The sequence below is a fragment of the Curtobacterium sp. VKM Ac-2852 genome, assembly GCF_013205045.1.
Taxonomy (GTDB): domain Bacteria; phylum Actinomycetota; class Actinomycetes; order Actinomycetales; family Microbacteriaceae; genus Curtobacterium; species Curtobacterium flaccumfaciens.
In genome coordinates this window covers 350,209-366,272 of the sequence record NZ_JABMLI010000003.1, presented here as the reverse complement: position 1 = coordinate 366,272, position 16,064 = coordinate 350,209, and the positions used below count along the sequence as shown (strand labels likewise).

The 16,064-nt window shown below is 73.6% G+C and carries 16 protein-coding genes; 6 read left to right on the top strand and 10 right to left on the bottom strand.

Annotated features, from left to right (window positions below; translation table 11 throughout):
* Positions 1-15: 15 nt before the first annotated feature.
* Positions 16-1,971: a LuxR family transcriptional regulator gene (locus HQQ79_RS12900; protein WP_173034758.1), complete on the bottom strand. Its 1,956-nt coding sequence runs from the start codon at positions 1,969-1,971 to the stop codon at positions 16-18.
* 261 nt (positions 1,972-2,232) lie between these two features.
* Between HQQ79_RS12900 and HQQ79_RS12895 the strand changes: the two genes are divergently transcribed.
* Complete coding sequence (locus HQQ79_RS12895) at positions 2,233-3,288, top strand: Dyp-type peroxidase (protein ID WP_173034756.1); 1,056 nt, start codon at positions 2,233-2,235, stop codon at positions 3,286-3,288.
* A complete protein-coding gene (locus HQQ79_RS12890; RefSeq protein ID WP_111056246.1) occupies positions 3,285-4,091 on the top strand; it encodes a family 1 encapsulin nanocompartment shell protein in 807 nt (268 codons plus the stop codon). Before HQQ79_RS12895 ends, HQQ79_RS12890 begins: the two co-directional genes overlap by 4 nt.
* Positions 4,092-4,234: 143 nt before the next feature.
* On the opposite strand, the gene HQQ79_RS12885 is transcribed toward HQQ79_RS12890, so the two are convergent.
* From HQQ79_RS12885 to HQQ79_RS12855, 7 genes are all read right to left on the bottom strand, one after another.
* Positions 4,235-5,107, bottom strand: coding sequence for a hypothetical protein (locus tag HQQ79_RS12885; protein WP_173034754.1), 873 nt, complete (start codon positions 5,105-5,107; stop codon positions 4,235-4,237).
* Positions 5,108-5,405: 298 nt separating this feature from the next.
* Complete coding sequence (locus tag HQQ79_RS12880) at positions 5,406-5,861, bottom strand: MarR family winged helix-turn-helix transcriptional regulator (RefSeq protein ID WP_027466277.1); 456 nt, start codon at positions 5,859-5,861, stop codon at positions 5,406-5,408.
* 176 nt (positions 5,862-6,037) lie between these two features.
* Positions 6,038-6,688, bottom strand: a complete 651-nt coding sequence (locus tag HQQ79_RS12875; RefSeq protein WP_173034752.1) for a GntR family transcriptional regulator — start codon at positions 6,686-6,688, stop codon at positions 6,038-6,040.
* 176 nt (positions 6,689-6,864) lie between these two features.
* Positions 6,865-7,332, bottom strand: coding sequence for a DUF1810 domain-containing protein (locus HQQ79_RS12870; protein ID WP_173034750.1), 468 nt, complete (start codon positions 7,330-7,332; stop codon positions 6,865-6,867).
* Complete coding sequence (locus HQQ79_RS12865) at positions 7,329-8,120, bottom strand: YqjF family protein (RefSeq protein WP_051596878.1); 792 nt, start codon at positions 8,118-8,120, stop codon at positions 7,329-7,331. Before HQQ79_RS12865 ends, HQQ79_RS12870 begins: the two co-directional genes overlap by 4 nt.
* Complete coding sequence (locus tag HQQ79_RS12860; protein ID WP_173034748.1) at positions 8,117-8,515, bottom strand: hypothetical protein; 399 nt, start codon at positions 8,513-8,515, stop codon at positions 8,117-8,119. The genes HQQ79_RS12865 and HQQ79_RS12860 overlap by 4 nt, the downstream gene beginning before the upstream one ends.
* A gap of 62 nt (positions 8,516-8,577) precedes the next feature.
* Positions 8,578-9,843, bottom strand: coding sequence for a phosphopantothenate--cysteine ligase family flavoprotein (locus tag HQQ79_RS12855; RefSeq protein WP_173035306.1), 1,266 nt, complete (start codon positions 9,841-9,843; stop codon positions 8,578-8,580).
* A gap of 64 nt (positions 9,844-9,907) precedes the next feature.
* On the opposite strand from HQQ79_RS12855, the gene HQQ79_RS12850 reads away from it, so the two are divergent.
* Complete coding sequence (locus HQQ79_RS12850) at positions 9,908-10,699, top strand: NRDE family protein (RefSeq protein WP_173034746.1); 792 nt, start codon at positions 9,908-9,910, stop codon at positions 10,697-10,699.
* A 187-nt stretch (positions 10,700-10,886) separates the two neighbouring features.
* Here HQQ79_RS12850 and HQQ79_RS12845 read toward each other — a convergent pair whose 3' ends face one another.
* Positions 10,887-11,825 carry an SDR family oxidoreductase gene (locus tag HQQ79_RS12845; RefSeq protein WP_173034743.1) on the bottom strand — a complete coding sequence of 313 codons (939 nt, stop codon included), beginning with the start codon at positions 11,823-11,825 and terminating at the stop codon, positions 10,887-10,889.
* A gap of 145 nt (positions 11,826-11,970) precedes the next feature.
* Between HQQ79_RS12845 and HQQ79_RS12840 the strand changes: the two genes are divergently transcribed.
* From HQQ79_RS12840 to HQQ79_RS12830, 3 genes are all read left to right on the top strand, one after another.
* Positions 11,971-13,080, top strand: coding sequence for an LLM class flavin-dependent oxidoreductase (locus HQQ79_RS12840; RefSeq protein WP_111233255.1), 1,110 nt, complete (start codon positions 11,971-11,973; stop codon positions 13,078-13,080).
* 187 nt (positions 13,081-13,267) lie between these two features.
* Positions 13,268-13,930, top strand: coding sequence for a hypothetical protein (locus HQQ79_RS12835; RefSeq protein ID WP_071405092.1), 663 nt, complete (start codon positions 13,268-13,270; stop codon positions 13,928-13,930).
* A 300-nt stretch (positions 13,931-14,230) separates the two neighbouring features.
* Positions 14,231-14,722: a pyridoxamine 5'-phosphate oxidase family protein gene (locus tag HQQ79_RS12830; protein ID WP_027466283.1), complete on the top strand. Its 492-nt coding sequence runs from the start codon at positions 14,231-14,233 to the stop codon at positions 14,720-14,722.
* Positions 14,723-14,815: 93 nt separating this feature from the next.
* On the opposite strand, the gene HQQ79_RS12825 is transcribed toward HQQ79_RS12830, so the two are convergent.
* Positions 14,816-16,063, bottom strand: a complete 1,248-nt coding sequence (locus HQQ79_RS12825; protein ID WP_173034741.1) for a hypothetical protein — start codon at positions 16,061-16,063, stop codon at positions 14,816-14,818.
* Position 16,064: the final 1 nt, after the last annotated feature.

Sequence of the window (16,064 nt, the reverse complement as noted above, 5' to 3'; positions counted from 1 at the left end):
GTGTCCCTGACAGGGTCACGTCCGGGCGTTGCCCGTCGCGTCGCCTCCCAGTCGCAGGAGTGCATCCCGGAGCCCGGCCCGTGTCGTCACACCGAGCTTCGGGAACAGCCGGTACAGGTGCCCGCTCACGGTGCGCGGGGAGAGGTACAGCTGCCCGGCGATCTGTTTGTTGGTCAGTCCGGCCGCGGCGAGGGACGCCACACGGCGTTCCTGTTCGCTCAGGTCGACCGCCTCCAGCGCCGTCGGCAGCGGACGGGCGGCACCGGCCGCGCGCAGCTCGCGTTCTGCGCGGCCCTGCCAGTCGCCGGCACCGAGCACCTCGAAGGCGCGCGCCGCCAGCCGGAACTGGCCCCGGGCCTCCAGGGCGTGCATCCCACGACGCAACCACTCGCCGTACGCCAGACGGACGCGGGCCACCTCGAACGGCGATACGTCGCCGTCGACGCTGGCCAGCGCGTCCTCGAAGAGGGCGCGGGCACCAGGCGTCTCGTCGACGACCGCTCGGCAGGCGAGCAGCACCAGGGAGCGGCGCGGGGTCGGCTGGTCGGTGAACGCCCGTTCTGCCCGGGCCACCAGCGCGGCCCCGTGGTCGGCCAGGCGGAGCCGCGCAGCCGACTCCACCGCATCGAGCAGCTCGATCGGTCCGTAGCTGCTCTCGAGCCACCGCCCCGCCCCGCCCGGTCGCATCGCCGAGCGGCTGTGGGCCTCCTCGAACCGGCCCGTCGCGACGTCGAGTGCCGAGCGGGCGTGCTCCGCTGCCCGGGCGACCAGCGGCGTGCCGTGCTGCGCCGCCCACCGTGCTGCGCGGTCGGCCTTCCACGCCGCCCGCTCCGGCTCGCCCTGCACCGACAGGACCAGGGCCTGCAGCGCCTCCGTCAGCGCGACGAAGGTCCCCGCCTGCCAGCGCTCGGCTGCTCGGTGCACGTGGTCGAACGCCGCGCCCGCCGCGTCGAGCCGCCCCGCCTGGTAGTGCGTCACGGCGGCACGGCACGAGCTGAAGTAGTCGAGGAGCCCGGCGTCGCCCGCCCCTCGGAGCGCCGCCTCCACGTGGTCCCGGCGCGGATCGGTCGAGTCGAGCAGCGTCCACGCGATGTGCAGTGCCACGGCCTTCCACGGTTGCGTGTCGGCAGCGGATGCCAGCACCTCGCGGTGCAGCGCGGCACGCTCGTACTCGGTCCGGCCGGAGCCGTCCACGCAGTCCTCGACGAGCCGCAGCACCGGGTCGAGGTCGCGGTCCGCGGTCAGCGCCAGCGCCTCGTCCCACCAGGAGTCGTGCCCTCCGAGGTAGCAGAGCACGTGCAGCGTCGCGACCAGGACGTCGTCGGCACCCGCCCGGTCGGGGGCCCCGAGCGCGGCCAGGACGCTCCGCCTGCCGGCGTGCACGTCACCGGACCGGACCGCCCGGGCGAACTCGACCGCCGCCACCAGCGACGGACCGGGTCGGGTGCCACGGCGCACGGCCCGTTCGGCCTCGGCGTCGACCAGTCCGAAGTCACCGGTGAAGGCGGCCGTGACGGCGACGGGGACGTCGGCCGACGGCAGCCGGGTGCCCGATTCGGCCCGGCCCTCGCCCACGCCGACCACCACGACCGTCCCGAGGTCCTGCGCCAGCGCGGCGAGCAGGTCGTGCAGCACGGACCTGGCGTCCTCGTCGAGCGCGTCGAAGTCCTCGACGAGGACGATGCTCGGGGCCGGCCGCGGTGCCCCCGCGTCGTGTGCCCGGACGAGCGCGAGCCACGGGGCCAGCGACGCGGCCTCGATGACGGGGTCACCGCCCACCGCGCGCCACCGGACGACCGTGTGCCCGTCCGCCCGGGCAGCGTCGGCGACGTCCGCGAGCGCCCGCGCCCGGGCGGACGCGTCCGGTCCGGTGACGACCACGAAGGGATCGGTGTCGCCGGACGGCGAGCGCAGCGCTCGCCCGATGCCGTCGTCGTGCGCCGGTCGTGTGTCCGAGATGCTGATCGTCATCGTCGCTCCTGGATCGTCGGTCGTCCGCCGCCCGGGAGGCCCGTGGCGGCTGCTCCGGACGCTAGCGACGACGACGCGGTCGCCACATCACCCCGTGGTCGCCCGGGCATCCCCCCTGTCGGAGCGGGTCATCCGACTCAGGCGTGACGAGGCGCCGAGTGGCGATGCTCGACGGGAGACACCCCACGGCACCGAACCGCACCGTCAGGACGGCTGCGGAGGAAAGGCGGACACCATGGCCTCCGTCCACGTCGCAGCCTGATGGTCGGCACACCGGGCAGCCGCGTGCCCATCGACGCGCAGAGCGTCGACGCGCCGCTGTCCCGTTCGGCCGTGTTCCTGACCCTCGACGTCGGCCCGGACGACGACGACCTGGCCGCGGTCCGCGACGTCCTCAGCGACCTCGACGGCCTGTTGAAGACGGTCGGGTTCCGTGCCCTCGACGCGCACCTGTCCTGCGTCGTCGGCATCGGGGCGGTGGCGTGGGACCGCTTCTCGCCGCACGCCCGTCCGGACGCGCTGCACCCGTTCCCCGCACTGACCGGGCCGGTCCACTCGGCGCCGTCCACCGGGGGAGACCTGCTCTTCCACATCCGGGGTGAACGCACCGACGTCTGCTTCGAGTTCGAACGCCTGCTGCTCGCCGCGCTCGGGGACCACGTCACCGTGGTCGACGAGGTCAGCGGCTTCCGGTACTTCGACACCCGCGACCTGCTCGGCTTCGTGGACGGCACGGCGAACCCGGTCGCGCAGGACCTGGCAGCCTCCGCACTCGTCGGTGCGGACGACCCGGACTGGGCCGGTGGCAGCTACGTCGTCGTGCAGAAGTACCTGCACGACCTGGCGGCGTGGAACGCCCTCGGGACGGACGCGCAGGAGCGGATCATCGGCCGGTCGAAGTCGGACAACGTGGAGCGTGACAGCGCCACCGAGGTCCGGCCGTCGCACAAGTCGCTCGCGACCATCGTCGACGACGACGGGGTCGAGCACGACGTCCTCCGCGACAACATGCCCTTCGGTCGCCCCGGCAGCGGGGAGTACGGCACCTACTTCATCGGCTACAGCGGTGAGCTCTGGGTGCTCGAACGGATGCTGGAACGGATGTTCGTCGGCGATCCTCCCGGGACGTACGACCGGCTGCTCGACTTCTCGCGCGCGATCACCGGAGCGACGTTCTTCGCACCCGCTCGCGATCGCCTGGTGGACCTCGCCGCTCTCGCGGCACCACCGTCGCCGTCCGTGGTGACGGCTCCCGACGCCACCGGTCCCGGTCTCGGCATCGGTTCACTCCGCAGCACGGAAGGGCACACGCCATGAACCACCTCCTCCGCGAACTCGCGCCGTTCGGTGCCGACACCTGGGCGGTGCTCGACGCCGAAGCCCGTGACCGGCTGGTCCCGGCGCTCGCCGCGCGGCGCATCGTCGACTTCGACGGACCGCGCGGCTGGCAGTGGTCCTCGGTCGACCTCGGCCGCACCGACGCCGTGACCGGCGGGGTCGCCGACGGCATCACCGCACGGCGCCGCAGGGTCCTGCCGCTCTGCGAGGTCCGTGCGACCTTCACCGTCGCGCTCGAGGAACTCGTGGACTCGTCCCGCGGCGCCACCGACGTCGACCTGGGCGACCTCGACGCGGCCGTGCTGCGGCTCGCGGCCCACGAGAACCGGGCGACGCTCCGGGGGTGGCCGGAGGGCGGCATCACCGGGGCCGGGCAGGCGTCGACCCAGCCCGCACAGTCGCACGACGGCTCACCGGGTTCGTTCCGGGCCGCGGTCACCGCTGCGGTCGCCGCGCTCCGCGACGTCGGGGTCGCCGGGCCGTACGCCCTGGCGTGCAGCCCCCGTGACTGGGCGGACATCGTCGAGACCGACGACGCCGGCACACCCCTGCGCGAGCAGCTCGAGGGCATCACCGGCGGTCAGGTCGAGCGGGCGCCGGGCATCGACGAGTCCCTGCTGATCAGCCAGCGCGGCGGGGACTTCGTGTTCACCGTCGGCGAGGACCTGGCCCTCGGCTACCTGGGCCACGACGCCGTCGACGTCACCATGTACGTCGAGGAGACCTTCGCGTTCCAGGTGAACACCCCCGAGGCGTCCGTCGTCCTCCGCCGGTCGCTCTGACGAGCCGGACTGACGCCCACCGGCGCCCACCTGCGCATCGCGCGGGTGGGCTGGCCGCCACCCCACGACGCGACGGGAGGCCCGTGGCGGATCCGCCACGGGCCTCCCGTCCGTCTGCCGGTCGCCTTCGCGACCCGCGCCGATCAGTAGAAGTTGTTCGCCTGCGAGTGCCCCCACGCCGCGCACGGGGTGCCGTACGCCGAGCTGATGTACTGCAGGCCCCAGGTGATCTGGGTGGTGGCGTTGGTGCGCCAGTCCGAGGCGATCGTGGCCATCTTCGAGCCGGGGAGCGCCTGCGGGATGCCGGTCGCGCCGCCGTTCGCGTTGACGGCCTGGTAGTTCCAGCCGGACTCCTTGGTCCACAGGTTGTCCAGGCACTGGAACTGGTCGGCACCCCAGCCGTACTCCGACGACGCGAGCGAGGTCGCCGTGGCCTTCGCGCCGGCGACGGTGTTGCCGGCGGCGAGCTTCCGGGCGGCCTCCGCTGCCTCGGCGGCAGCCTTCCGCTCGGCTGCGGCCTTCGCTGCGGCCGCGGCCTTCGCGTCGACGTCCCGCTTGTCCTGCGTGGCGCTCGCCTGCGCGACGTCGGTGGCCGACGCGACCGTCGTCGAGATCCGGTTCGTCAGCGCAGCGCCGGACAGGTCCGGGTAGTCGCTCAGGGCGTCGACACGCTGTTCGAGCGCCGAGGTGTCGACCTTGCCGTTCGCGGTCTGCATGACGGTCTTCGCCGTGGTGATCGTGGCGGCGGCCTGGGCGCGGTCGAGCGCGGTGCCACGCAGGGCGGGCTCCGCGGTCGCCGAGGCGCTCGCGGAGCCGGTCGGCATGCCGAGGGCCTCACCGATGGCGGGCTGCGTGCCGACGGTCAGGGCGCCACCGGCGACGGCGAGGACCGCCGCGCCGCCGGCGATCAGCGTCGCGCGGTGCCGCAGGGCCCGGCGCATCCGGCGGGTGGGGGTGTTCAGGGCCTCACGTCGGGTCGAGGCGGTGGTGGTGGGGAGCTCAGGGGTGTGTCGCATCGGTTCCGCAGGTCGGCGGCTCGGTGGGGGAGGGACTCCTGCTCGCGCGACCGAGGTCGTACGGGCACGCCGGAGGCTGGCGGTGTCGGTGACACCGTCGGCGACGACGAGGAGTCCTCGAGCCGGTGAGGACCGGACGGTGGTGTGGGGCCCGTCCGTCCGCCGGGAGCAGCCGTGGGGTGGCCGCGGTCAGGCGGAGCCGACACCATGACCGGTCAGACTGGGCAGCGCGTCCAGGAACGCTGGCAGAACGGTCCGTCCACCGCTTGGTAACGGTTCGGTAACGGTCGTGTGGAGTCTAGAAGGTGTGAGGTTCCTGGGCGTGCTCGCCCTGGGCGACACGCTCGAGCGCGGCCAGGGCGCCGGCGATCGCCTGGACGTCCGACTCGTCGAGCTCGGCGATGAGCTCGGCGACGATCCCGGTGCGGTTCGCGCGGGCCTGCTCGACCGCCTCGATGCCCTCCGGCGTGGCCGTCACCATGAACGCCCGGCCGTCGCGCGGGTCGGCCTCGCGCTGGATGAAGCCGCGCTGCTCGAGCTCGGTCAGGATGCGGGTCATCGTGGGCTTCGTGACCACCTCGATCCGCGACAGGTCGCCGGGGCGCAGGGGTCCGTGCCGTTGGATCGACGCGAGCGCCGACACGATGCCGTACCCGAGCGAGGCCGAGTCGGTGCGGGCCCGGCGGTTGATCCGACCGACCGCTGCGGCCAGGCGTGCGGCGACCTCGGTACGGTCCGTCGGGCGGGGGTTCATGTGCTGCTCCGGGTGCCGGGTTCAGGTGGTCGCCAGCGATGCTATCGGTCCGCGCGGCCCCGGGACTGGGAGCGTCGGCCGCGTGCCCGGGCCACCGACCGGGAGGCCCGTGGAATGTCGACCGCCCGCCTCGCGTCGGCGAGACGGGCGGTTCCTGTACGCGGGTACAGGTGGACTCAGTGCTTCTCGCCCGGCAGCTGGTGGATCGCCTCGGTCGCGAGCTCAGCCGCGACGTTGTCGCCGGACTCGGTCGCTGCCCGGAGGCGCCGGAAGTCCTCGGTCATCCGGTCCCAGTCGACCAGCACGTCGAGGTTCGGTAGGCGCAGCCGGAAAGCGAGGCCGTCCATCGTGTCGCGGCAGACGCGCTGCAGGTTCTCGTTGCCGCACTCGGCGACGTACAGGGCGAAGACGTCGAGCGCGTCGTGGTTGACGGCGGCGACCTCGTGGGCCTCGAGCTCGGTGATCGTCTTGTCGAGCTGCGCGAGGATCTTCTTCCGGGCAGCCGACCCCAGGCGCGGGACCGCGAGTCGGACGACGCCGCCGAACAGCACGCCGAGGGTCTGCATCGCCTGGACGACCTCGGTCGGGTCCGGCGTGGTGACACGGGTGTACCGGTTCGGGGCCATCTCGATCAGGCCGGCGCGGGACAGCTGGCTGAGGGCCTCGCGGATCGGCGTGCGGGAGACACCGAGCCAGGAGATGAGCTCGTCGTCGTTCAGGCGTTCGCCGGGCAGGAGCGTGCCGTCCATGATCGCGTCGTGGATCTTGTGGCGGACGGTGTCACGGAGCAGCTGGTGCTCGGTCGGGGCGCTGCGGGGGACCGGCATGCGTTCTCCTTCGGGGGCGGTGGCGTCGGGGCGCCGGGCGAACGGGCACGGTCGGCATCGCACGTGCTCGCATCACCGTACCTGATATGACAACGGCGTTCCGATCGGCTCAGGGCGTGTCAGTGTGGACGTTCAGATGCCGGTCACGTGCGTGTGCGTCGTGTGCGTCGCGTGCGTCACTCCTGTTCCGAGTGCTCTCCGAGCAAGCGGAGCGTGGCCGGGTCCTCGGCGCCGTCGTACCAGCGGTCGAGCACGGCGACGAACGGCCCCGGGTCGGCTGCGATCCGGGCGAAGAGCGTCATCGACGACCGGAGCTTCACCGCGTCGATGCCCCCGAGCAGGGCATCTGCGGAGTGGGCGGGGGCGTGGCGTGCGACGTCGGTCGCCGCGAGCAGACGGGGCCCGAGCACCGAGTGTGCCAGGTAGGCGCGGGCTTCGTCCGTCCCGGTGATCGCGTAGCGCACGGCCGTGGCGCTCCGCCCCAGGCCGGCCAGCTGCGGGAACACGAACCACATCCAGTGTGACGACTTCCGGCCCTGACGGAGTTCGTCGAGCGCGACGTCGTGGACACCCTGCTGGGCCCGGACGAAGCGGTCGAGGTCGAACGGGTCGTCGGCCTGTGCGTCGGAGCGTGCGTCCGTCACCGGACGACCCCGCCCCAGCCGTACCGGACGGTCGTGCCGTCGACCACGAGCAGGGAGTCCGGGGCCCGGTCGAACAGCCCCGGCATGCCCACGGCGTCTGGCAGGTCGCCCTCGAGTCGGTCGAGCGTGGCCGAACGGGTGGTGAGCACCGGGTGCTGTCGCTGCCAGAACAGGGTCTGCGCCAGGTACCGCGCGTGGATGCCGGCGCGGGTGGTGAGCTCGGCGGCCAGCGGGGTGTCGACGACCTCGCCGGCGGTCACCCGGACCGAGGCCGCGTGCTTCGGCCGCGCCGCGCCGGTCGGGCGTTCCTGCCGGAGCGACCGCGCCCACCGCACCGGGTGCAGCGCGCGGGTCGGGTGCCGGACGGATCGGTGCGCCACAGCGTCACCACGGCGACGGGAACGTGCGTGCGCGAACGTGTACGGCACGCCGAGCAGTGCGTGCGCTGCCACGATGGCGGGCACGTTCGCGGTGTCGACCGTGCGGTAGGTCACCCCGCGCCGCCCCTGGTCGTCCACCGTGAGCACCTCGATCGTGACCTCGGTCATGGTGCCGAGCCGCCCGGCAGAGGGGAACGGCGGCACCCGGGTCTCCCGGAACACGTACGCCGACAGCCCCACCCAGGCGCTGCCGTCCACCACGTCCGGACGGGTCCCGCGGGGGACGAGCCGCTGCAGCGACGCCGGGTCGTGCCGCCAGTGCGCGAACACGATGTCCTCCCAGGCGTGCTGGGTGACCGGGCGGTGCAGCAACGGCACCGCCGCGCGGGTCCACGACGGCTGGGTCACGGCTTCGGTGCGTGCCGACCGACGCGCACGCCCCACAGCACCAACGGGGCCTGCAGCGGGAGCCGCAGCACCGAGACCAGACGCATCGCCCGGCTCGAGCGGGGATGGTCGAGCAGGTCGCTCGCCATCTTGACGTTGGCCGGGAACACCGCCGCGAACAGCGCCGCTGCGGCCCACCCCGAGGCGCGGCGGGTCGCGGGGAACGCGAGCCCGGCGGCGATGCCGAGCTCGGCCACGCCGGAGGCCAGCGTGGTCAGCCGCGGGGGCAGCGCGTCCGGCACGATCCGGTCGAAGTGGGTCGGGCGCAGGAAGTGCATGGTGCCCGCTGCACCGAGGGCCACCGCCAGGATGGTGGCCGTGCGGTTGGCACGTCGGATCCGCTCACGTCGTCGCATGCGGCCCATCGTGCCCGCCGGTCCTCGGAACCACGTCAGTGCCCGTTCACGTCAGTGCCCGTTCACGTCAGTGCGGTCGCGACGAGGTCGAGGACCGCCGTCGCCACCTCGGCCTTTGTGCCGGAGGTCTCGCGGACCACCTCGCCACCGGGCACCAGGACCTCGATCGCGTTCTCCTCGCGCTCGAATCCGGCCGACCAGCCGACGTGGTTCACGACGAGCAGGTCCGCGGGCTTCCGGTCGATCTTGGCGCGCCCGAGCTCGATCCGCGCGTCGCGGTCGGGTTCGGTCTCGGCGGCGAACCCGACGATGATCTGCCCCGTCCGCCGTGCCGCCACGAGGTCGGCGAGTACGTCCGGGTTCCGCACCAGCTCGAGCGTCATGCGCTCGCCCTGTGCGTCCTTCTTGAGCTTCTCGGTGAGCACCTCGGCTGGACGGTAGTCGGCGACGGCGGCGGTCATCACGACGACGTCGGCTTCGGCGGCGGCGGTGTGCACGGCCTCGGCGAGCTCGAGCGCGGACCCGACGGGCACCACGGTCGCGTCCAGCCCCGCGGTCAGCGAGCCCTCGACGTTCGCGGCGACGAGGGTCACGGACGCCCCACGACGGACGGCATCGGCGGCGATCGCGATGCCCTGGCGGCCGCTCGAGCGGTTGCCGACGAACCGCACCGGGTCGAAGGGCTCGCGGGTGCCGCCCGCGCTGACGACGACGCGGACGCCGGCCAGGTCGCCCTGTTCGCCCCGGGCTCCGGTGCCGGCCCCCGAGCCGCCCGCGTCGCGGCGGCCGGCCGGTGCGGGGTGCTGGTCGAGCACGGCGAGCGCGGCGGCGACGATGTCCTCGGGCTCCGCCATCCGACCGATGCCCGCATCGTCACCGGTGAGCGCGCCGACGACCGGGCCGACCAGGTGGACGCCGCGGTCACGCAGCGTGGCGACGTTCGCACGGGTCGCGGGGTGCTCCCACATCTGCGGGTGCATCGCGGGGGCGACCACGACGGGTGCCTCGGTCGCGAGCAGCGTCGTGCCGAGCAGGTCGCTCGCCAGGCCGTGCGCCATCCGGGCCAGCGAGTCCGCGGTGGCGGGGGCGATGACGACCAGGTCCGCCCGTCGACCGAGCGCGACGTGGCGCACCTCGGCGACGTCGTCCCATACGCTCGTGGTGACGGGGTTGCGGCTGAGGGCCTCGAGCGTCGGCAGTCCGACGAAGCGCAGGGCGCCCTCGGTCGGGACGACGTGCACGTCGTGGCCGCGCTTGACCAGGTCACGGACGACCCCGACGGCCTTGTAGGCGGCGATGCCCCCGGTGATCCCCACGATGACGGTCAGGGCGCGCTCTGCTGCTGCGTTCACCTGGCCCACGCTACCGGGGCCACGTGCGAGGATCGACGGCATGTGCACCGTCGTCGTCCGCGTCGACCCCGGGTCCGCGTGGCCCGTCACCGTGCTCGCCCTGCGGGACGAGTCGCCCGAGCGTCCGTGGGACCCGCCCGCTGCCTGGTGGCCGGACCGCGACCCGGACCTCCGTGGTGTCCGTGACCGCTCCGCCGGTGGTGCGTGGCTCGCCGCGTCCGACCGAGGCGGCCTGGCCGTGGTGCTCAACCGCGCCGAACCCGTGACGAGCGTCGACGGCACCTGGACGACCCGTGGTGTGGTGCCGGTGGACGCCGTCGCCGACGACCTGCTGCCCGGTCACGACGGCACGCTGCCGACCACGCGGGCCTTCAACCTGGTGCGCGCCACGGCCGAGGGCGCCTCGGTGCTGACCTGGGACGGCGAACAGGTCCGCACCACCGACCTCGGCCGCGGCGTCCACATGGTCACACACGGTGCGGCCGACGACCCCGCGGCGCCGCGCATCGGTCGGTGGCTCGAGGCCTTCCGTGCCGTCGACGCCCCGTCCGGCCCGCCGGTGCTCGGACCGTTCGACGAACTCCGCACCGTGGACTCTGGTGGCGACGCCGGGGACGGCTGGGGCGGTTGGTTCGGCGTGCTGGCGGAGTCCGCAGCGCTGCCGAGCGACCACCCCGACGCGATCCTCCGCGACGTGCACGAGGCCGAGGGCCACATGACGACCCTGTCCATCGTCGCCGTGGCGATCGCGCCGGGCCGCACCGTCCTGCAGCACGCCCGCCTGACCGAACCCGGTCGGCTGGACGGGTCGGTGGAGCTGCACCGCGCCTGACGCCGGCGGCGTGCCGGACCCGCCCCGGGCCTCCCGGCCGCGCCCCGCGCCCGCGTCCCGGCGCGCACGACGTCCGAGTGGTGCGAGGTTGCGTCCTCGGTGCGACCCGCGCCCCCTCGCACCACGTCCGGAACCTCGCACGGGCCGCGGCGCCCCTCGCACCGTGCGAGGGGCGCGACCAGCGCGGCTAGAGCGGTGGGCGCGTCCCGGTGAGGTCCTCGGCGACGGCCCAGAGCGAGCGGGCGAGGTCGGCGCTCCGCGCGGATCCGGGGATCGACACGGTGGTGGTCGGGCCGGTCATGCCGAACGGACCCGAGGGGCCGTAGTACGCGCCGCCCACGGCGCTCGGCCCGACCGCCGCGTACAGCAGCGGCTCGGTGCCCTGCTCGACGGCCTGGGTGAACGGCAGGGCGCGGTTGCTCGACCGCACCGGCTTCGACCGACCGAGCGAGCGTCCCGCGGCCTGCAGGTTCGTCCGGGTGTAGCCGGGGTGGGCGGCGGTGCTGACCAGGGGCACGTCGGCCTCGACCGTCAGGCGGTGCAGGTGCAGCGCGAGGAGCAGGTCGGCGAGCTTCGACTGCGCGTAGGCGCGCCAGCCGTTGTAGCCGCGCTCCCACTGCAGGTCGGCGAAGCGGATCCGGCCGGGGATCGCGGCGAGGCTCGACATCGTGACGACCCGGGGCGCCTGGGCCAGGGGGCCGTCGGCGAGGGGCGTGCGCGCACGCAGCAGCGACGGCAGCAGCAGGTTCGTCAGGGCGAACGGGCCGAGGAAGTTCGTGCCGAACTGCAGCTCGAAGCCGTCGACGGTCTCGAAGCGCTCCGGCGGCGCCATCACGCCGGCGTTGTTGACCAGGACGTCGATCGGACGTTCCTCGTCGACGATGCCGCTGGCGAAGCGGCGCACGCTCGCCAGGTCGGCGAGGTCGAGTTCGCGGACCTCCACGTCGGCTGCGGGGTGGGCGGCGCGGATGCCGGCGGCGGCGGTCTCGCCCTTCTCGGTGCTGCGGACGGCGAGCACGACGCTGGCGCCGGCTCCGGCGAGGCGCAGGGCGGCCTCTTGTCCGGTGCCGCTGTTGGACCCGGTGACGACGATGCGGCGTCCGGTCTGGTCGGGGAGGTTCGGCATGCGGGTGACCGTACTCGTCCGGGCTGGCCGACCCCGGCCGCGCGCCGCCCGGGCCCAGTCCCGGTCCGGCCGCTGACCCCGTGCGCGCACGCCGCCGCCGTGCTATGTTGATGCAAACGCATGGAAGTGCGACCAGGAGGACACCATGAGCAACGCATTCGGCACCGACCGTCCCTCGGACGTCCCGCCGCCCGCACCCGACCGGATCGGACCGCTGCAGCTCGGCCTCGACACCTTCGGCGACGTCACCGAGCGCGCCGACGGCAGCCTGCAGTCCGACGCGCAGAGCATCCGCGACGTCGTCGACCAGGCTGTCCTCGCCGACCAGGTCGGCGTCGACTTCATCGGCGTCGGGGAGCACCACCGAGCCGACTTCGTCGTGAGCGCCCCCGAGGTCGTCCTCGCCGCGATCGCCGCCAGCACCGAGCGCATCCGGATGGGTTCCGCGGTCACGGTGCTGTCCTCCGACGATCCTGTTCGCGTGTACGAGCGCTTCGCCACCGTCGACGCCCTGTCGAACGGCCGCGCCGAGGTCATCCTGGGTCGTGGCTCCTTCACTGAGTCGTTCCCGCTGTTCGGCTACGAGCTGAGCGACTACGAGGTCCTGTTCGAGGAGAAGCTCCAGCTCTGGGCAGCCCTGCGCGGCGGCGACGCCGTCACCTGGTCCGGCACCAAGCGTGCGGGCCTGGTCGACCAGGACGTCTTCCCGAAGCTCGAGCACGGCGCCATCCCGACCTGGATCGGTGTCGGCGGCTCCCCGCAGTCGGTCATCCGTGCCGCGTCGTACGGCCTGCCGCTGTTCCTCGCCATCATCGGCGGGCAGCCGGCCCAGTTCGCCCCGTTCTCCCGCCTGTACCGCCAGGCCCTCGCGCAGCTCGACCTGCCGCAGCAGCCCATCGCGATGCACTCGCCCGGCTTCGTGGCCGCCACCGACGAAGAGGCCGCCGAGCGCTACTGGCCCTACCACAAGGCCGTCACCGACCAGCTCGGCCGGGAGCGCGGCTGGCCGCCCCTCGACGTCGCCGGGTACCGCGCGAGCCTGTCGGCCGGCGGTTCGCTCTACGTCGGCTCGCCGGAGACCGTCGCCCGGAAGGTCGCGCGCAACATGCGGATCCTCGGCGCCTCGCGCTTCGACATGCGGTACGCCACGGGTCGCCTGCCGCACGCCGACATGATGCGCTCGATCGAGCTCTACGGCACCGAGGTCGCACCCCGCGTGCGCGAGCTGCTGGCGCAGCCCGTCCCCGTCGCCTGACGGACGCCGGCCCGGTCCGCAAAACACCGGTGTTCGCGCTCCACGCCACCCTTCGCGGGTGTTCGGAACGTGGACACCGGTGTCTTGCGTGCAGGTTCCGGCGGGCAGGGAGTGCGCTGGCAACGGCCGGGAGGCCCGGGTCGGCCGCCGAGATCGGCTCACGGGGGCCGCGGGTACGGTCCAGGGCATGTCGTCACGCCCCGACCACGCCTCCGGTCCCGCTGCTGGTCACGCCTCCGACTCCGTCGTCGAACGCCGGTTCCGCGGCCGGATCATGGGCGTCGGCACCACCTCGGGCGTCCGGATCGTCGTCGGGATGTGGGACCGCTCGCCCTTCGGCCCGTTCACGGACGTGTTCCTCGAACTCCCCGACGGCACCAGCGTGCTGCTCGCACCCGACGAGATCGTCGCCGCGTACGTCTCCGGCACCTACCGCTTCGACACCGTCTCGGTCGTCGACGTCCGCGCCCGCCGCACCGCCAGCGGCCTCGAGCTGTCCGCCGGGGCACTGCAGGCCTCGATCGACGTCGGCGGCATCTCGCCGCTCGGCCGGATCCTGCGCATCGTCCCGAAGCCGATCGCCCGCGACCCGCGCTGGCTCGCGGCGATCGACCCCGTGGCACGGCTGCTCGCGCCGGGGTCCGGCACGGCGGGGTCGGCGGGCAACGGTCGCCGCGAGTACTACGGCGTGACCGGGGCGCACGACGTCACCGGCGTGCGGGGGACCTGGGCGGGGGAGCCGCTCGGGGACCTGGCGCCGCTCGACCCGCCCGTGGCGTTCGGCTTCGCCTCGATGCCGAAGATCCCGCAGGTCGTCGACGTCGAGACCACCATCCGCGAACCCGCCTGACCCCGGCCTCCCTGCCGCGCGCCCGGCCCCTGTCCCACTTCGTGAGCAGGAACGGTCGGTTCGCCGGTGCGGAGGCGACATCGTGTGCTCACGATCCCGACGTCGTGGACAGCACGCGGGCCGGGCGGGGGCGGCGTGGCGGACGTGCGCCGGGCCTCCCGGCCGACCTGGACCGGACCACGTCGACGCGCGGGGCTGACGCGTCCAGCGCCGGAGGGGCACACTGGTCGGAACGGTACGGCCCCGTGCACCGACGGTCGCACGTCGAGCGGAGCGGGGCGCATGACGCAAAGGAGCACCATGACCGACACACAGACGGACCAGCGCGCCGCCATCTCGGACATCGTCCACGGCGCCCACACGGCACTGCTCACCACGGTGAGCGAGGACGGGAACCTGCACGCCAGGCCCCTCGCGGTGCAGGACAAGACGTTCCACGGGACCCTGCGGTTCCTGGTGCAGGACGGCAGCGAGAAGGTCGAGGACATCGCGCGGAACCCGCACGTCAACGTCTCGATCGAGTCGCAGGGCGGGTACCTGTCCATCGCCGGGACCGCGACCGTGACCCGGGACGACTCGGTCGTCGACGAGCTCTGGTCGCCGTTCGCCGAGGCCTGGTTCCCGGAGGGCCGCCAGGACCCGTCGATCCGGCTGCTGACGGTCGAGGGGGTCTCGGTCGAGTACTGGACCCAGGACACCGGTCCGGTCGGCAGCCTGGTGCAGATGTTCAAGGCGGCGCTCGGCAAGCAGAGTCAGCCGGACACCGGCGACCACGGCACGATCGAGCTCTGAGGCGCGACGCACGACGCCGTCGTCCTGTCGGGACGGTGGCGTCGTGTCGTGTCGTGTCGGGGCGGGTGCCTGCTGAGGCTGTGCGTCAGCCGCTCACGGAGGGCCGAGCAGCCACAGCACCGCGACCAGCACCGGCTGCCCGGCCAACGCGCCCGTCACGAGGGTCCACCGCATCCAGGGCTTCGCGACCAGCTCGGGTGACCCGAACAGCGGCGCGAGCGGCATGAGCAGCCGCGGGGTCGAGGCCATCGGCAGCGACACCGCGAAGATGTACAGCGCGTACGCGGCTGAGTACAGCACCGTCGTGGGCCCGAGCCGCAGCGTCGACCGGCGGAGCAACCAGATCGGGTACGTGACGAGCAAGAACACCACGATCAGGATCCCGCCGACGCCGAGCCAGCGGCCCGCGATCAGGAACCACGGCGTCAGCGGGACGAAGTCCACCCGACCGATGAAGTTCACCCACCAGGACATCTCGGTCTCCAGGTAGGCGTTCGGCGTCCCGGTGACGTGCGAGGCGATCACCGGCCAGGCGAGCCCGGCGAGGACCATGGTCAGCCCTGCGGCGACGACCCGGACCTGCTCGCGGAGCGGGAAGCCCTCGAACACCCGGCCGGTCTCGCGCCGTGCACGGACCCACCGCACGAGTGCGACGACGCCGAGCACGAGCGGGATCGCCAGGGCGCCCGGGCGGGTGAACGCCGCGGCGACGCCGAGTGCCGTCAGGAGCCCGTAGCGCCGACGTTCCAGGGCGAGCAGCGCCCCGAAGGACAGTGCGAGGAACATGCTCTCCGCGTACCCGACCTGCAGCAGGAACGACAGCGGACCGCAGCTGAAGAAGAAGACCGCCCACATCGCCGCGGCGTGCCCGGCGCGGTCCCGCACCAGGCGGTGCAGCAGGTAGGTGGCGAGCAGCCCGGCGACGATCGCGACGAGCGGGGCACCGAGTTCGAACGGCACCCCGGTCGAGGCGGTCAGCGCCCGGATCGTGAAGGGGAACGCCGGCAGGAAGGCCCAGGCGTTCTGCGCGACGTTGCCGGCGGCGTCGAGCGGCAGCGCGTCGGGGTACCCGTGCAGCGAGATCTGCTCGTAGTACTGCCCGTCCCACGCCACCAGGAAGGCGCCGAACCCGTGCTCGTTGCCCCAGATCGCGTTGCCCGGGAGCGCACGACCGATGAGCGGGTACGCGAGCGCGAGCCACAGGGTCGACAGGACCCGGCCGCCCGTCCAGACGAGCAGGACCGCCGCCCACGCCGGCAGGGAGGCCACGGTGTCCAGGACACGTCGTCGACCGCTGGCCGTGCCCGCGGCGACCACACCGGCGCTGTCGGTGCGGCTCACG

Coding starts and splice junctions, on each gene's coding strand:
- HQQ79_RS12900 (WP_173034758.1), bottom strand. CDS start 1,971: ATGACGATCAGCATCTCGGACACACGACCGGCGCACGACGACGGCATC.
- HQQ79_RS12895 (WP_173034756.1), top strand. CDS start 2,233: ATGGTCGGCACACCGGGCAGCCGCGTGCCCATCGACGCGCAGAGCGTC.
- HQQ79_RS12890 (WP_111056246.1), top strand. CDS start 3,285: ATGAACCACCTCCTCCGCGAACTCGCGCCGTTCGGTGCCGACACCTGG.
- HQQ79_RS12885 (WP_173034754.1), bottom strand. CDS start 5,107: ATGCGACACACCCCTGAGCTCCCCACCACCACCGCCTCGACCCGACGT.
- HQQ79_RS12880 (WP_027466277.1), bottom strand. CDS start 5,861: ATGAACCCCCGCCCGACGGACCGTACCGAGGTCGCCGCACGCCTGGCC.
- HQQ79_RS12875 (WP_173034752.1), bottom strand. CDS start 6,688: ATGCCGGTCCCCCGCAGCGCCCCGACCGAGCACCAGCTGCTCCGTGAC.
- HQQ79_RS12860 (WP_173034748.1), bottom strand. CDS start 8,515: ATGCGACGACGTGAGCGGATCCGACGTGCCAACCGCACGGCCACCATC.
- HQQ79_RS12850 (WP_173034746.1), top strand. CDS start 9,908: ATGTGCACCGTCGTCGTCCGCGTCGACCCCGGGTCCGCGTGGCCCGTC.
- HQQ79_RS12845 (WP_173034743.1), bottom strand. CDS start 11,825: ATGCCGAACCTCCCCGACCAGACCGGACGCCGCATCGTCGTCACCGGG.
- HQQ79_RS12840 (WP_111233255.1), top strand. CDS start 11,971: ATGAGCAACGCATTCGGCACCGACCGTCCCTCGGACGTCCCGCCGCCC.
- HQQ79_RS12835 (WP_071405092.1), top strand. CDS start 13,268: ATGTCGTCACGCCCCGACCACGCCTCCGGTCCCGCTGCTGGTCACGCC.
- HQQ79_RS12830 (WP_027466283.1), top strand. CDS start 14,231: ATGACCGACACACAGACGGACCAGCGCGCCGCCATCTCGGACATCGTC.